This is a genomic window from Bradyrhizobium sp. CCBAU 53351, from assembly GCF_015291745.1.
GTDB lineage: Bacteria > Pseudomonadota > Alphaproteobacteria > Rhizobiales > Xanthobacteraceae > Bradyrhizobium.
Map to the genome: position 1 here is coordinate 204,602 of NZ_CP030060.1, position 15,537 is coordinate 220,138.

Here is a 15,537-nt window from a genome sequence, read left to right on the forward strand (position 1 = left end):
CCTGTACAGTACCCGCGGAGGTCCCCATCGATCCTCAACAAGCTGACTTGTATGGGGTAGTATTAAGTGATACGACCACATCCTGCAACATCCTTTCGGTGAACCCGATGTTCACCGCAGCTGGCAACCCGAAGTTAAGCAGAGAGTGCCCTCACTTGAAGAGTTGAACCAGGCCGAGGCTCATCGCGAGCAGAAGTATCAGAGACAAGGTCACCGCAATCGTGACTTTCCCGCCGGCCTTCGAAAGCACCCGGATATCGACACCCAGCCCGAGTGCGGACATGGAGACTACGGTTAGCACGCTGGCGAGCTTCGCAACGGGGGCGGCAACGCTGCTGGGTATGATCTGCAACGAACGAAGGCCGGCCAGTACCAAGAAGCCGATGATGAACCAAGGTACCAATTTGATGAGGTTAATGCGCTTGCCGGGCGCGACTTCGCCACGCAGGCGTGGTGCGACAAGCGACAAGCCGACCACCAACGGCCCTAGCATGAGGACCCGAACGAGCTTCACCACGGTGCCAATTTGAGTGCTGACGATTCCTGCCGGAACGGTCGCGGCAAGCACCTGGGGAACGGCGTACACGGTGAGGCCGGCGAGAATCCCGTACTGAGTAGCCGAGAGCTCCAAGAGTGGAATGAGCAGTGGAAGCCCGAGCACCATCAGCACGCCAAGGACCGCGGTGAAGGAAATCGATGACGCGATATCATCGCCATCTGCCCCTATAACGGGGGCGACCGCGGCGATCGCGGAATTGCCGCAAATGGAATTTCCGGAGGCGATCAGGAGCGAAAGCTTAGTGGGTAGGCCGAGCATGCGGCTGAGGCCGAAACTCACGGCAAGCGTGACCGCAACCGTTCCGACGATCGCGGCAATCAGAAATAATCCGGAAGGCAGGATTGCCCCAAAGCTGATCGAGGCCCCGAGCAGCATCACGGCCACTTCGAGAAGTTGTTTCGCGCTGAAGGCGATTCCGACCTTCCAGCGCTCGGAAGTAGTTGAGACGCTGCGGATCATCATCCCGAGCAGGATGGCGATGACCAAGGCTTCAACATAGGGATGTTGGAAGATGTGCTCCTCGGCCTCCTGGATTCCAATCGACAGCAGCGTCAGGAGCACGCATAAGAGGATGCCGGGAAGCAATGCAACCAAACGACCGGCAGGCGCGTCTACCTTGCTCGATTTGGGAAGATCTTTGCATGGAGCCATGAGTCCCTCGCCAGCCGACAAGGCTATGCCCGAGAACCAAGGGCTCATAACAGTAGAATTTTGATCTAGGCCGATAAGCAGGCGTTATGCCAATGAATTTGCATTTCCTCCGCTTCTTTACCACCGTCGCTGAGGCTGGAAGCTTTTCGCGAGCAGCGGACATCTTGCGCGTTAGCCAGCCCGCGGTCTCGAAAGGAGTACGCGATTTCGAACTGCAAGTGGGCTGTCGCTTGCTGGATCGTACATCGAAAGGAGTACGTACGACCCGCGAGGGGCGGGCACTTCTCAGGCACGCAGAAAATCTGTTCGCTGCCGAGCGGGCCGCCGAAGAGGAACTGTCGTCGCTGCGCAACCTCGCGAGCGGATCGCTTCACATCGGGGCAAGCACCACGATCGCGACCTACATGATCGCTGAGTACATAGGCAGCTTCCGGCGCAGGTATCCGAGCATCGATGTGCATCTGGTAAGCGCCAACACGCGGGATATTGCCGGAATGATGCGCGCGCATGAAATAGAGATCGCCCTCGTGGAAGGACCGGTCGAAGACGATGATCTCGTCAGTACGGCCTGGCGGACGGACATGATGAGCCTGATAGCAGGTCCGACTCACGCCTTCGCATTATCGGAAAATCACGTGTATGCGGCGGCCCTCGAAGATGAAATCCTGATCGTTCGGGAACCAGGCTCCGGCTCACGGGAGATCGTCGCGCAGGCGCTGTTGAACCATGGCGTGCGGCCGCGCAAAACCCTCGAAATCGGCAGCACGGAAGCGATCAAGCAAGTTGTCGCATGCGGTCTTGGTGTCTCGATCGTCTCAACATCAACCATTGGCGATCAGATCAAGCTTGGCCGGCTCAAGGCGATAAAAATGAAGGATCTGCAGATATCGCGCACGCTTTGGCACGTGGAAGTACGGGGACGAACCAAAATTCCTGCCGCGATTGCCTTTGAGCGAATCATAGGTGTCGCCCCATGACATCAATATGATGGAGTCGCGGGATCGTCTCGTCATTCGGAAGGCTTTGCTGGACGTGACGGCGGATCAAAAAAGGCGAGCGGCGCGAGATAAACCCAGTTTGCGTCAGCAACATCCAGAGAGCAACTTATCCGATCCACCATAGATAGCGAGACAGTTCGCCAGATGTCTGCTGCACTGCAATCCGATCAACGTCCGAGGGGTCCGTAGTCAGGACATCCCATCGCGGTTCTTGTGCCGACGCGCAAATTATTGGTGGTTGGCCGTTGGATGCAATGGTAGCGAGGTCTCGTTTTGAGCGGCCGTAATGGGAATATGTTCTCCGAGGGGGCGCCCCGACAGGATATTTTGGGCAGGGTCCTCTGTTGCTTGGAGGCTGAGACTGTGCCCCCAGTCCGCTCTCCGGAAAATCTGGCGAGTCGGGTGGGCCTGATTAGGTCGATGATTGTGGCCATCTCATCTCGAGCGCTCGCTTTGGCTGGCTTTGCGATCGGCTGGTCGCGATCTGGTCGAACGCGCCATCGCGATCAAGTCATGCACTTGACACGAAAGCCATAGTCATAAAGGCTGCTACCCATGTTAGTTTCGCTTTGCCCGCTGGATATCAAAGACTTGCGCTTCTATCAAAATTGAGCGCCGACGGCGTCGAGCGGCAAGGAGCTACGTCGGAATGGTCAGCTAGGGCGTGACAATCAAGCTTCGAAGGCGAATTGATCAACTGAGGCAAAGCACTTCTTGTCGACGGGTGGGGGCGCTGCTTGGCTCAAATCAGGAAAAATCGGGTGAGCGGCGATAAGCAAGCTAATCTAAGTGAGTTGATGCCAGACTTGCTCGCTCTGGGTTTTAGCGAGTACGAAGCGCGTGCCTACCTCGCGCTCTATGAGCTTTCGCAGGCGACTGCCTACGAAGTAGCCAAACTTGCAGGCTTACCCAAGGCGAACGCATATTCTGTCCTCGAGAGTCTGGCAAAGAAGGAGGCGGCTCAACCGATCTCCGAAACTCCACTGCGGTATGTGGCGGTAGCGCCCAAGGTTCTGTTTGAGCGAATTGCGACAGCGACGAGCAAGCGCTGCGCAAAGTTGATCCGAACGATTCCGGCTGTTTCACAGTCCAACGACGGTGGCTACGTATGGACCATTAACGGCGAGGACGCGATCGCCGCCAAGATGGAGGCTATGATCGACGGAGCGAAATCACACATTTGGGTAAAAACAGAAGAGAAAATACTGCTGCCGCACCGCGACGCGCTTCGACGTGCTGCAGACCGCGGGGTTGCGATTCTCATCATCCTTTTCGGGACTCAAGTCGAGAAGTTTCAATTCGGTGCGAAGTCGCGAACTTATCTCCACGAGGGAAACGGCATTCCCGTGGGAATCGCACCGCATCTTGTAACCCTTACAGTGGATTTCGAAGAAGCTCTGGTGGCGGAGATTCGTGCGCAAGGCGGCTCCTACACGCGAAATAAGCCGATAGTTAATCTTGCTGACTCCCTATTGCGGCACGAGATCTACTTCGCGGAAATATTCGAAATGTTCGGGCAACCGATCCAGAAGACGTTCGGCCCCGCTATTATCGAGCTTCGAAGGAAGTATCTTCCCGCACCGCAAGTTGCGGCGCTGGAAAGCCTTCTAGGGCTTACCGCGAGTCGAGTTGAGAAAAAATCCAAGCTGAAAGAAGAAAAGATCTAACGCGTCTGTCGCGGCGATTGGCACGCTTCGCCGGCGTGTTTCGCGCGCCTGCAAGGAGCAGCAATCTTAAGGGGGAGTTGGCTTTGAACCTTCAAAAGTTGCGCGCGCTGCATAGTGTAATCGTGACCGGTTCGGTCACCGGGGCCGCAACTCGACTTCATTTGACCCAACCAGCGGTAAGCCGTTCGCTGTCTGCCCTTGAAGCGGAGCTGGGATTCAAGCTCTTCAACCGGCTTGGTGGGCGCCTGGTTCCGACTCCTCAAGGAGAAGCCTTCTCGCGGGAATGCGAGCGTATCCTGCTGGATATCGACGATCTTACCCGCATCGGCAAAGAAATCCGCGCCAATCGAGGCGGTCGCCTTCGGATCGTGGCAATGCCACAACTCGCCCGAAGTCTACTCGTGCCGGCACTGGCCCAATTTTCGAAGGAGTTTCCGAGTGTTTCGATTTCTTTGGAAGTCAGGGAAAGACGCGAAGTCGAACGTTGGGCTTCGGGACTTAGGTTCGACGTTGGGATAGTAATGCTCCCGACTCAATTTGAAATGTTGACGTCGCATTCCTTCGCCGAATTGGTTCCCGTTGCGGTGCTTCATCCCGATCATCCACTTGCGGCGAATAAGACGATTCTCCCCAGTGATCTGATCGAGGACCGTTTTATTGCGCTGGACCGGACGACGTTGTTGCGGCAGATCGTTGATGGAATGTACGTACAAGCTGGCCTTGCCGCGAACATTTGGGTTGAAGTGTCGTCGGCGTTCATCGCGTGCCAAATGGTGGGAGCCGGAATGGGTGTGTCGATATCGGATCCATTCAGCGCAGCGCTGCTAGCAGAGCGAGATGTCGTGGTTCGCCCTTGCAAGACGTCGGCAAGGCTCAACTATGCTTTCGTCTATCCGCGCCATTCGAAGAAGACGGCGCAGGCGGTCCGGTTTTCCGAAATCGTGAGGAGCACTCTGGAGAATTTGATGGGGCGGTTCGAATTCGTGCAAGGGCAAACAATTCGATAAATTGCACTTCTTCCGTGCAGTGCTGTAGACGCGCGGGTCGCGGCGGTACGCACAGCCAACTTGACCACGTTTTCCTGAGGAATCGGGAGGATCCGGCAAGTCGCGCGTCCTCGATATTACAGCAAGTAATGCATCCATTACGCTAATTGAATTGCTGCGGTTCCGAATAACCCTTCAGATATGTAGGATGCGAGTCTGGCTCAATCCAAACTGAGCAGAAGCCAAAAGAGATGCCGGTGTGTCAATGGCGACGCATTCGAGACAGATGAGGAAACACATGCTACGAACTTTGCATATTTTTCTAGCACTCGCTTTCCTGACTTTCTCGTCATCGAGTTTTGCCGGTGCCAGGCTGGACGACGCAAAGAAGAGCGGCCTTACCCTCGGCTTCAGCAACGAGCCGCCCTTCGCGTTCAAGCAGGCCGATGGATCATTGGCCGGGTCAGACTACGATCTCGCAAAGCTCGCATTCAACCGCCTTGGAGTAGAGCGGATCGAAGGAACGGTGGTTGCGTTCGGATCGCTCATCCCGGGACTTCAAGCCAAACGTTTCGATTTTATCGCGACCGGACTCTATATCCTTCCCGCGCGCTGCCTTCAGGTTCTCTTCACCGAGCCCAACTTCACCGTTCAGGAAGGTCTTCTCGTTCGCAAAGGCAATCCCAAGCAAATCCATAGTCTTGACGACATCGTCAAACACGAGGACATCAAGGTTGGTGGCAACATAAGTGGCCAGCCGACACAGAATGCAGTCAAGGCCGGCGTGAAGGATAGCCAAATCACGCGTTTTCCGGACATCCCCTCCAATGTCGCGAGCCTGAAAGCGGGCAGGATCGACGGGGCATTGCTTATATCGGTAACTGCACGCTGGAACGCAAAGAACGATCCGACCCTGGAAGTCGCCGAACCATACACGGGCCTGCTCATAGATGGCAAGCCGAAGCAAGACTACGGCGCATTTGCCTTCCGTAAGGAGGATTCGGAGCTTCGGGACGCATTTAATGCCGAGATGCTCAAGATCGTGCATTCTTCGGAATATGTTGAGATCCTGAAAAAGTACGGCATGACGCAGAACGAAGTGCCGGCGGCCGACGTCAAGCTCGATACTCTTTGTAAGCAGTAGGACTCGTGCCCGAAGCGGACGGTGACAGATGTCGGCGCTCTACGAGGGTAGATGGCTGCTCCTTTCTGGTGCGGTAACGACGATGGCCCTTTACGCGCTCTCGACAGTATTGATGTTCGCTTGCGCGCTCGTTTTCGGTATCGCCAGGACATCCAAGAGCTGGTGGATCCGAACCATCAGTTTGCTCTATGTCGAGATCTTCAGGGGCATATCTCTGGTGGTCGTCCTGTTCTGGCTCTACTTTGTTTTGCCGTTCTTCGGGGTTGCGATTTCCGCCTTTTGGGCGGCCACACTCGCCATAGGCATGTGCTTCGGGGCTTATGGAGCTGAGGTCGTCAGGACGGCGATCGGCGCTATCCCGCGGGGCCAGTATGACGCCGCCTTGGCGATCAATATGGTGCCATCAATGATGATGCGCCGGATCATTCTTCCTCAAGCAATGCTGTCGATGATACCACCTCTCGGTAACCTCAGCATCCTGGTATTGAAAGCCACCTCGGTTGCCGCCTTGGCGACCGTTCCGGAACTGACTTTTGAAGCCTACTCTCTCAATATCAGAACCTTTCAGACCGTGCCGATCTATCTCGTTGTCATGATCTTCTATGTGGCTGCGGCGCAATTGATAGGAGCGGCAATCGCGTACGCAGAGCGACGTCTCGGGTTATGGCAGGGTAAGCCAACGCACGGCGCAACCAGGGGCTGGTCGGCATGAAGGTCGATTTCCAATATGCCTGGGAGTTGCTTCCGCAACTCGTGGTCGCGGCGCAAACCACATTGCTCGCCGCCGTCCTCGGTTTTATCGCCTCCCTGCTTGGCGGCCTCCTTCTCTTTGCGCTGTACAGCGCTAAGCACCGTCTGACCAAAATCTTAGTTCGCGGCTACGTCGAATTCGCAAGAGGGGTGCCGCTCCTGGTCCTGATCTATTTTCTGTACTTCGTGGGGCCTTCGGCAGGCGTCGTGATCAGCCCGCTGGTGACCGGCGTCATTGCTCTCGGCTTGCACTACAGTGCGTATATGGCCGAGGTCTACCGTGCCGCAATGATCGGTGTTCCGGCCGGGCAATGGGAGGCATCAACATCCATAAATCTCTCAACGTTCGACACATATCGGCGGATCATTGTTCCACAGATGATCCCATTCATCATTCCAAATGCCGGAAGTTACTTCGTCTACATGCTGAAGGACACGCCGCTGCTCGCATCCATATCCGTTTGGGAACTCATGGCCGTTGCTCAGGCGGAAGGAGCCAGGCGGTTTCAGTACTTTGAACCCATAACGATGGTTGGGATAATGTTTCTCGTCCTCAGCATTGCCGGCGCGTTTCTCATCAACAGGCTCGAGCGACTGTCCCAGAAGGGATGGCGGTAATGTCGGCCGGACCGTTCTCAGTACAGCTAAGGAACGTTACAAAACGTTTTGGGGCGTCCACGGTCCTAAATGACCTAAATCTCGAAGTCGGACAGGGTGAAAAGCTTGTGGTCATCGGTCCGAGTGGATCGGGAAAATCAACTCTCCTCAGGGTTCTCATGACATTGGAGGGAATCGACAGAGGCAGTGTCTCTATCTGCGGCCGTGAGTTGTGGTCGTGCGATTCGACCGGCGCAGCACGCCAAGCATCGGCCCGGCAAACACGTACGATTCGGAGCGATGTCGGCATGGTCTTTCAGAGCTTTAATCTTTTTCCTCACCTTACGGCGCTTGAAAACGTGACCGAGGGACCGATTCGCGTCCTCAAGATGCCGAAGGAGAAAGCCGTGAGCCTCGGAAAGGAGCTGCTTCGAAGGGTGGGACTGGAAGATCGGTGCGACTACTACCCTGCGAGGATGTCAGGCGGTCAGCAACAAAGGGTTGCGATCGCGAGAGCAATGGCGATGAGACCGAAAATACTCCTATTCGACGAGGTGACCTCGGCGCTCGATCCTGAACTCGTTGGCGAGGTGCTAGCGGTCATTCGGGAGCTGACTCACCAAAAGGAACTGACGGTTATCATGGTAACGCATCAGATGTCCTTCGCGCGAGAGATCGCCGACAGGGTTTGCTTCTTCGATCACGGCCGAATTGTCGAGGAAGGAGAGCCGTACCAGTTCTTTTCTCAACCGAAAAGCGCGAGAACCCAGGCGTTTCTAAAGTCGGTCCTGGACGCCTGACGATCTTAGTCTCAGCAGTCGAATTCCTCTTAGGAGACACTCAAATGACTTCCAGATCCATTTCGATGCCCGAGCCGGAGAATGCTCAGACTCGCCGGTCGGCGCGCAAAGAAACGGTCTACGCCGTCGGACAAATTCCGGCGCTCGATATGGAATTCTACCAGAACGTTGGGTCCGGTGCTGAGAAAGTGTCGGAGTTGACGATCCCTGCTCGGGATGGCGGCGCGTTCGAAGTGCCTGCCGGGCACCTCTTTCGGATCGTGAGCGTGGAGGGATCGCAGGTTGGTGATTTTAATCTTTGGAATAGCGACAATCTTTCTGAACACTTCTACAGCGGTAAGACGCGGGCGATTCATGCGACGCACATTTCTACTGGTGATCGCCTGTGGAGCAGCATGCCATACCTGAGGCCGATGGCGACTATCACTTACGACAGTCTGGGATGGTATGGGTGGGATTCCGATGGTTGTGGAATTCACGATGTGATCGGAACACGCTGCGACCCTTACACGAGAAGAATGATAACCGGTGAAGATTACGATCACTGTTGCCATTCCAATCTCGTTCGAGCCCTATCTGCCTTCAGAAAGATTTCGGCGAAGGAAGCCGAGGGCTACGTGCACGACGTCATGAACGTCTTTATGTGCACAGGCTTCGATGTCGAAAGTCACGAGTATATCAAAAAGGCAAGCCCGGTTCGTCCAGGCGACTTCATCGAATTCTTCGCGGAGATCAATCTCCTTGGTGCGCTATCCGCCTGTCCCGGCGGCGACTGTGGGCCGCGGGTCCCAGGGCAGACCCCCAAGTGCTATCCCCTGAAGGTGGAAATCCTTCGTCCCGCGAAGGGCGCGCTGAATGGTTGGAAGTCGCCTGAACCCTCGCCCTACAAAGGCAAGCACGGGATGAGCTGATTTGCGGAGCGCATTGTAAGAGCCGATTAACATCAAGGCGCTCGGAAATACCGTCGGCAGCTAGGCGCCGACCGGAATGGCGTCAGCCGTGCCAAGTTGACGCCGCGTTTGGGTTTGAAGTGCAACCGCGACAGCGAATTTCGAGATTATTCTCGTCATGCATGGTTGCAGGCGCTTTAGTAATTGGCGTCGTGGCGAGGCGTGATTGATAATTTGGCCCCATAAGCGATCGGTCAATCCTGTCCGCTGTGGCCAGGCCGACAGCAATTGCTCATCGGTGGTAGGATCCGGAATGTCCAGTGACGTGTCGAGCTTTCCCGCACAATTGATGCAGGGCTACGCCGCTTTCATGTTGGACCGCTTTCCTCAGGAACGACAAAGGTTCGATTCATTGGCCGCGCGCGGGGCAGTCACCGGAAGCCCTGGTGATCGGATGTTGCGACAGCCGCGTTTCACCCGAATTGATATTCAATGCGAGACCCGAGGAAATCTTCGTCATCAGAAACGTTGCAGCGCGTACCGCCCTTCGGTGTCGAGGGAGAATTCCACGCCGCCGGGGCTGCTCTGGTTGTGCTCGGTCACGCCCGGTGTGGGGCGTCCCCGCTTATGCCAAAGGCAAGGTATCGGCCTCACCAGAAAGCTTCACGACTCCATGGATGCAACGTCTGGTCCCGGTGGCGCACAGAGCTGGCCGTGTTGCGGCGGCCTGGACGACGATCACACCGACTTGGAGCTGGCTGCGATCGATCAGTCCTTGCTCAATCTAATGAGTTTTCCGTGGTGTGCGATCGCGTAGGTCGCAAGCAGCTCACGTTGCATGGATCGTATTTCGAGATTGCGAACGGTGTTCTGCACATACGAGATCGAGAGACCGGCAAATCTGATCCAGCGTGTGCGGACCGTTTTACGGACGCGATTACCTGTGCATCCGGACGATATCGATGAGGGGGCCGCTCCTGCGCCGATAGGTTTGAAATCGAAATCGGCTCGCGAATGGCCTGCTGCACATCCGGCAGATGACAACGACGAGAGGAACTACCAATGACAGTCTTCGACGCCGCGTCTGCGTCCAACCGCTCCGAGTTTGCCGCACGCGTGAATCGAATTCAACCGTCGCAGAGTGGTGCTGCGGCCCAGCGAGTGCGGGAATTGCAGGCTCAGGGGCGAACAATTCTCAATCTGACCCAGGGTGAACCCGACTTCGACACACCCGATAATGTCGTGCAGGCTGCGCTCGCCGCCATGAAGAGGGGCGAGACGAAGTATACCAACACGGATGGTACGGCAGTCCTGAAAGAGACAATTGCGAAGAAATTCGCGCGTGAGAACGGCCTCTCCTACAAGGTCAGTCAAATTTCGGTCGCCAACGGCGCCAAACAAATCTTATTCAATGCGTTGGCGGCGACGTTGGATCACGGAGACGAGGTCATCATCCCGGCTCCGTACTGGGTGTCGTACCCGGAAATGGTGTCGTTCTTCGGTGGGGTACCCAAAATCGTCGCTTGCCCGGCGGCGAGGAACTTCAAGCTCGATCCGATCGATTTGGAACGTGCGATCACGTCGAGGACTCGGTGGCTCCTCTTGAACTCGCCTTCTAATCCCACGGGGGCCGTATACACGCGCAGGGAGCTGGAGCCAATCATCGATGTATTGCGAAGAAATCCGCACGTCTGGCTCCTTAGCGACGACATATACGAGCATCTTGTCTATGACGGGCTCGAATATTGTACGCCGGCGGCGATCGATCAGTCCGTCGCGGAGCGAACCCTGGTCGTCAATGGCGTCTCGAAGGCCTATTGTATGACGGGTTGGCGCATCGGTTATGCCGCGGGTCCGGCGAAGTTGATATCCCAAATGGCGAAATTGCAATCTCAGGCCACGGCCAATCCATCGTCCATCAGCCAAGCTGCGGCCGTCGAGGCTTTGAACGGGCCGCAAGAGGGGCTTCGAGAGCGAGCAGAGAAATATCAACGACGGCGCAATCTGGTTCTGGAAGGACTCGCGTCCGTGCCCGGGTTGGCTTGCGACAAGCCGTCCGGCGCCTTTTACGTCTTCCCCTCCTGCCGCGACCTGATCGGAAAGCGGACCCCGGACGGAACCGTCCTTGCCGATGACAAGGACTTTTGCAAGTATCTCCTCGATGCCGAAGGGGTGGCGGTGGTGCACGGAGCGGCCTATGGCTTATCGCCCCACTTCAGAATCTCATATGCTACTGCGGACGAAACCTTAAAGGAGGCCTGTGTCCGCATAGCCCGGGCATGCAGTCGACTGAGTTGATGCAGCTCGCTGCCCTGACAATACGTGTGGAGCGATGTCGGACCACATTCGAGCAGCTCATATCGTTTTGCGGTTCATCGGGTCCGTGATGCGAAATGGAGATCTGCGACATGATGTCATCATTGCTCCAGGGCCGCATGAGCTCTCTAACCAGCGTTCTGTATCGCGGCCAAACGGGCGAACCGCCAAGATCAACTCATCGAGCTGGCCGCTGAGCTGGTCTTGCAAAACCGCCTCCACGAAAGTCGAGGTATTTGGTAGCTTGAAATAATACTACCAAATGGCTAGCCTCAAAGCGATCGACAAGGGAGGAAGTAATGGCCGCCATTCGACGGATAGGTATCCTCGCGCCGCCGATAAATGTGGCTATGGAAACCGAGCTACCGTCCTACGTTCCTCCCAATGTCAAGCTCAATCACAACAGGCTCACCAAACCCGGCACCGCTATAGCGAAGGAAGCGCAGCTCGCTATGGCCAACTCGTTGGATCGAGCGGCCTCGGATCTCGCACAGGCGAATCCGGAGGTGATAGTTTACGGATGTACGAGTGCCAGCTTCCTAGAGGGGCTAGGCAACGAAGCCAAGCTAGCCGACCGCATCACGATGTTGACCGGAATTCCCGCTGTCACCACTTCAACAGCCGTCATCGAAGCCTTGAAGGCCGTTCGGGCGACCAGAGTATTCATGCTCACTCCCTATCCGGATCTAATCAACAAGGAAGAGGCCCTCTTTCTGCAGCACTATGGCTTCGGCGTGGAGGCCGTCGATTCCTTCTTTTGCGCAGATGGACGACAGATCCTGACCATCTCGTCGGCGGACGTTGCCTCCAAGGTGCTCTCAAGCCGTGAGGTCATTTCAAGGTGTGACGCCGTGTTTGTCAGTTGCACCAATTTGCTGGTGATGGATCAAATCGACCGATTGGAAAGGGAATTGAACCTGCCGGTTGTCACCTCGAACCAAGCCTCTCTTTGGGCGGCACTCCGAAGGATGAAGATCGATGTCACCTCAACGGGGGTAGGCCGCCTGTTCAAGGAGCGGCGGCCACAAGAAGCACCGGTATTCGAGTTGAGCAATGCCTAACCGCGCCGTCAGGATCGTCGAACCGCCAGCATGCTCGATCGATTCCGACGCGGATAGAGTGGCCGCGCTCGAAATCATCGAAGTGTCGAAACGATTTGGAGATAACTCGATCGTCGACAACTTGTCATTGACGGTCAAGCAGGGCGAATTTTTGACATTTTTGGGACCGTCAGGCTGCGGTAAATCAACGACCTTGCGCATGATCGCGGGGTTCGAGCAGCCGGACGCGGGATCAATCAAGATCGGCGGCCATGTGATGACGGGCGTTGCGCCTTATCGGCGTCCCGTCGGCTTGGTCTTCCAAGGTTTGGCGCTATTTCCGCACCTTACTGTCGAGGAGAACATCGCCTTCGGGCTGGCGGTGAAAAAGGTCAAACGCGACGAAATCGTAGCAAGAGTACGCGAGGCGCTCGCGTTGGTGGATCTGAGCGAGCTCGGACGACGTCGGATACAACAGATATCGGGCGGTCAACGTCAACGCGTGGCCCTGGCGCGCGCGCTGGTCACTGGCCCGTCCGTTCTCCTGCTGGATGAGCCCTTCGGTGCACTGGACTTCAAGCTGCGCCGCCAGATGCAGATCGAATTGAAGCGTATCCAGCACCAAGTCGGCACAACATTCGTATTCGTGACTCATGATCAGGAAGAGGCGATGATCCTGTCGGATCGGATAGCCGTTTTCAATCATGGAAAGCTCGAACAATTGGGCAGCGCGCGTGAGGTCTACGAGAACCCGAAGAATGCATTCGTCGGAGGCTTCCTCGGGGATATCAACATCTTCGTCGGCCACGTGCAGTCTCTCGAGAAAAACGGTGCGAGTCTGCACCTGAGCGAGGTCTCGGCCGACGCTCTGATAGTGGCAACTCCAGAGATGAAAATCGGCGCAGAAGTCGCGATATCGATTCGTCCCGAGAACGTACGTGTGGGACGCGAAGTGTGGGGTAACAGTTGTCTTATGGTCGGCCAGATCGTGGCGAACATCTATATGGGCGCGACCGTCCGTCAAAGCGTTGTGGTCGACGACAAGGTCGTGGTGGTGGATACGACGGCCCGGCATGTGCAGCAGCAAGGCCTGCTTCCGGGAACTCAGGTCAAGTTGGCATGGGATTTGGAGGACGCCATCGTTTTCGCGAACAAGGAGGTGCGGAAGTGAAGCACGCTGCCGGTCTATTGATGGCCCTGAGCTTGTTCAGCCTTTCGACGACGGTTGCGTGCGCCGCCGACGGAGAAGTTGTCATGGGCACCTGGGGAGGAGGCAACAGCGAGATGTGGCGAGAGAAAGTCGGCAAGCCGTTCTCCGCGTCGTCCGGTATCGTGGTCAAGATCCGCGACTGGTCGGATCCGGAGCCGACGTTAAGAGCCCAAGCGAGAAAACCTCAGTTCAACGTCGCACTGGGCACCTGCTACAACGCCGCAAATCTCCAAAAGGATGGATTGCTGGAAAGCTTTAAGAAGGAAGACTTCCCCGAACTGGCTAATTTCGAGAAGTCGTCCTATCTGATAGACCAGAACGGCGAAGTTTACGCTTTCGGCATCTACTTTCAGTATTACGGGGCCGCATTCAACAGCGATCAGGCAAAAGCGTCAGACTTCGAGTCCTGGCGGGCATTGGCCGACCCGAAATTCAAGGATAAAGTCGCTATCGCCCGGCCGATCTATGCTGCTCCCAATGATTTGGTTCTCTTTGCGAAAGTCGGAGGGGGCGACGAAAACAACATTCAGCCCGGCATTCCTCTGCTTACGTCGATCGCGCGTAATGCTCTGACTGTCACGAACTCCACTGCTCAGATGAATGCCCTGCTGTCGCGCGGAGAGGTCACGGCGGGAGCCTACTATTCGAGCCGCGTCTGGACCATGCGGGCTTCCGGTGTAAAGAACGTCGATATCACAATACCCTCCGAAGGAGGATTGCTGCTGTCATATTTCTTGATCGTGCCGAAAGGCGCGAAGAATCTGGACGCCGTGAAAGCCTGGATAAACTATGCTTTAAGGCCAGCACCAGAATTGGCCATGCTTGATGCGTCTGGCTTCCTACCGCTCAATCAAACTGCCGCGCTTAGCCAGGAACAGCTCAAGGAGGTTGGTTCGCCGCAATCGTTGCGTTCGAAACTTTACCAGCCAGACTGTTCGGTGCTTGCCGCGAACCAGGAGAAGCGGGTCAATTTGGTCGAACAAATCTACTCTCAGGTCAAGTAAGCAATAAATTGGAAAGCGGCGGGTCAATGACGGATGTCGGAACTGAGAGGACGACCCGGCGGCACAGCGGCAGCGGAATGTTGTTCAAGGCGCGGCCGGTAAAAGTCGACTCCCAATTTCTTCTTCTCGTTCCAACTAGCGTACCGTTGATGCTTCTGGCGATCGGTGTCATCTCACTCGTGGTCGGCTCGTTCACGTCGAACAACGAATTGAGCTTCGCGCAATACCAGGCAGTCTTGGCGCGTAAAGATTACATTGAGACTCTTTATCGAACGATTTGGTTGGCCGGTCTCACGACCTCGATTTCGCTCCTGATAAGCTATCCCACTGCCTACTGGATCGCGCGATATCCGGGAAGGCGCGACATCTTTCTCATCATTCTGATGATGCCCTGGTTGGTAAGCGTCGTCGTGCGAACGTACGGCTGGATAGTGATCCTGGGCAAGAAAGGGGTCATTAGCCAGGCGTTGATGTCATCAGGCCTGATCGCGGGTCCATTAGAAATCCTGTTCAGTCCGACCGCCATCGTGATCGGGCTGGTTCATGTATTCTCACCCTTCATGATCCTTGCGATAGTGACAGTTCTGATCCGGCTGGACAAATCACTGGAGGAGGCGGCAGCCAGTCTCGGCGCGGGACCGTTTGAAACGTTCCGCAGGGTACTGTTGCCGTTGAGCTTTCCTGGGATCGTGACGGGCAGCATCATCGTGTTTCTGATGTCAATGGGATCGGTGGTCACTCCTCTGTTGCTCGGCAGCATGCGTGACAAGATGCTTGGTGCGCAAATTTATCAAGATGTCTTTCAACTCTTCAATTTTCCGAAGGCCGCGGCGCTAGCGATGATTCTTTGCGTCGCTGCCCTGGCGGTCGTGCTGCCTCTGCAGCTACTCGAGGCTCGTGCGAAGAAAAGTGCGGCCTCTTAGGG

Annotated in this window: 15 protein-coding genes; 14 read left to right on the forward strand and 1 reads right to left on the reverse strand. The window is 56.0% G+C overall.

The window, feature by feature from the left end:
* Positions 1-151: 151 nt before the first annotated feature.
* Entirely contained in the window at positions 152-1,210 is a 1,059-nt protein-coding gene (locus XH83_RS35930) for a YeiH family protein (RefSeq protein ID WP_128929685.1), read from the reverse strand.
* 92 nt (positions 1,211-1,302) lie between these two features.
* Here XH83_RS35930 and XH83_RS35935 point away from each other — a divergent pair, with 92 nt between their 5' ends.
* From XH83_RS35935 to XH83_RS36000, 14 genes are all read left to right on the forward strand, one after another.
* On the forward strand, positions 1,303-2,187 hold the full coding sequence (locus XH83_RS35935) for a LysR family transcriptional regulator (RefSeq protein WP_232995588.1): 885 nt from the start codon (positions 1,303-1,305) through the stop codon (positions 2,185-2,187).
* A 782-nt stretch (positions 2,188-2,969) separates the two neighbouring features.
* The gene (locus XH83_RS35940; protein ID WP_206733164.1) at positions 2,970-3,875 is read left to right on the forward strand and encodes a TrmB family transcriptional regulator; all 906 of its coding nucleotides are present in this window, start codon (positions 2,970-2,972) and stop codon (positions 3,873-3,875) included.
* 83 nt (positions 3,876-3,958) lie between these two features.
* Entirely contained in the window at positions 3,959-4,882 is a 924-nt protein-coding gene (locus XH83_RS35945) for a LysR family transcriptional regulator (RefSeq protein WP_128929683.1), read from the forward strand.
* Between the two features lie 277 nt (positions 4,883-5,159).
* Complete coding sequence (gene ehuB, locus XH83_RS35950; protein ID WP_164933832.1) at positions 5,160-6,005, forward strand: ectoine/hydroxyectoine ABC transporter substrate-binding protein EhuB; 846 nt, start codon at positions 5,160-5,162, stop codon at positions 6,003-6,005.
* 28 nt (positions 6,006-6,033) lie between these two features.
* On the forward strand, positions 6,034-6,717 hold the full coding sequence (locus XH83_RS35955; RefSeq protein ID WP_128929681.1) for an amino acid ABC transporter permease: 684 nt from the start codon (positions 6,034-6,036) through the stop codon (positions 6,715-6,717).
* The gene (gene ehuD / locus XH83_RS35960; protein WP_128955088.1) at positions 6,714-7,373 is read left to right on the forward strand and encodes an ectoine/hydroxyectoine ABC transporter permease subunit EhuD; all 660 of its coding nucleotides are present in this window, start codon (positions 6,714-6,716) and stop codon (positions 7,371-7,373) included. The genes XH83_RS35955 and ehuD overlap by 4 nt, the downstream gene beginning before the upstream one ends.
* Positions 7,373-8,152 (forward strand): ectoine/hydroxyectoine ABC transporter ATP-binding protein EhuA, encoded by a 780-nt coding sequence (ehuA, locus tag XH83_RS35965; RefSeq protein ID WP_188637407.1) that lies wholly within the window; start codon positions 7,373-7,375, stop codon positions 8,150-8,152. Before ehuD ends, ehuA begins: the two co-directional genes overlap by 1 nt.
* A 44-nt stretch (positions 8,153-8,196) precedes the next feature.
* Positions 8,197-9,063 carry a DUF1989 domain-containing protein gene (locus tag XH83_RS35970; protein ID WP_128929678.1) on the forward strand — a complete coding sequence of 289 codons (867 nt, stop codon included), beginning with the start codon at positions 8,197-8,199 and terminating at the stop codon, positions 9,061-9,063.
* Between the two features lie 425 nt (positions 9,064-9,488).
* Positions 9,489-9,830 carry a carbonic anhydrase gene (locus XH83_RS40330; RefSeq protein ID WP_283810013.1) on the forward strand — a complete coding sequence of 114 codons (342 nt, stop codon included), beginning with the start codon at positions 9,489-9,491 and terminating at the stop codon, positions 9,828-9,830.
* 274 nt (positions 9,831-10,104) lie between these two features.
* A complete protein-coding gene (locus XH83_RS35980; protein WP_128929677.1) occupies positions 10,105-11,340 on the forward strand; it encodes a pyridoxal phosphate-dependent aminotransferase in 1,236 nt (411 codons plus the stop codon).
* Positions 11,341-11,657: 317 nt separating this feature from the next.
* A complete protein-coding gene (locus XH83_RS35985) occupies positions 11,658-12,419 on the forward strand; it encodes an aspartate/glutamate racemase family protein (protein ID WP_128929676.1) in 762 nt (253 codons plus the stop codon).
* Positions 12,412-13,569: an ABC transporter ATP-binding protein gene (locus XH83_RS35990; RefSeq protein ID WP_128929675.1), complete on the forward strand. Its 1,158-nt coding sequence runs from the start codon at positions 12,412-12,414 to the stop codon at positions 13,567-13,569. Before XH83_RS35985 ends, XH83_RS35990 begins: the two co-directional genes overlap by 8 nt.
* On the forward strand, positions 13,566-14,612 hold the full coding sequence (locus tag XH83_RS35995) for an extracellular solute-binding protein (RefSeq protein WP_164933833.1): 1,047 nt from the start codon (positions 13,566-13,568) through the stop codon (positions 14,610-14,612). The genes XH83_RS35990 and XH83_RS35995 overlap by 4 nt, the downstream gene beginning before the upstream one ends.
* Positions 14,613-14,638: 26 nt before the next feature.
* Entirely contained in the window at positions 14,639-15,535 is an 897-nt protein-coding gene (locus XH83_RS36000) for an ABC transporter permease (protein WP_206733165.1), read from the forward strand.
* The last annotated feature ends 2 nt before the right edge of the window (positions 15,536-15,537 follow it).

Excerpts from the sequence above, each read along its gene's own strand:
- XH83_RS35935 (WP_232995588.1), top strand. The coding sequence starts at position 1,303 with ATGAATTTGCATTTCCTCCGCTTCTTTACCACCGTCGCTGAGGCTGGA.
- ehuA (WP_188637407.1), top strand. The coding sequence starts at position 7,373 with ATGTCGGCCGGACCGTTCTCAGTACAGCTAAGGAACGTTACAAAACGT.
- XH83_RS36000 (WP_206733165.1), top strand. The coding sequence starts at position 14,639 with ATGACGGATGTCGGAACTGAGAGGACGACCCGGCGGCACAGCGGCAGC.
- XH83_RS35985 (WP_128929676.1), top strand. The coding sequence starts at position 11,658 with ATGGCCGCCATTCGACGGATAGGTATCCTCGCGCCGCCGATAAATGTG.
- XH83_RS35990 (WP_128929675.1), top strand. The coding sequence starts at position 12,412 with ATGCCTAACCGCGCCGTCAGGATCGTCGAACCGCCAGCATGCTCGATC.
- XH83_RS35980 (WP_128929677.1), top strand. The coding sequence starts at position 10,105 with ATGACAGTCTTCGACGCCGCGTCTGCGTCCAACCGCTCCGAGTTTGCC.
- ehuB (WP_164933832.1), top strand. The coding sequence starts at position 5,160 with ATGCTACGAACTTTGCATATTTTTCTAGCACTCGCTTTCCTGACTTTC.
- XH83_RS35955 (WP_128929681.1), top strand. The coding sequence starts at position 6,034 with ATGTCGGCGCTCTACGAGGGTAGATGGCTGCTCCTTTCTGGTGCGGTA.
- XH83_RS35930 (WP_128929685.1), bottom strand. The coding sequence starts at position 1,210 with ATGGCTCCATGCAAAGATCTTCCCAAATCGAGCAAGGTAGACGCGCCT.
- XH83_RS35970 (WP_128929678.1), top strand. The coding sequence starts at position 8,197 with ATGACTTCCAGATCCATTTCGATGCCCGAGCCGGAGAATGCTCAGACT.
- ehuD (WP_128955088.1), top strand. The coding sequence starts at position 6,714 with ATGAAGGTCGATTTCCAATATGCCTGGGAGTTGCTTCCGCAACTCGTG.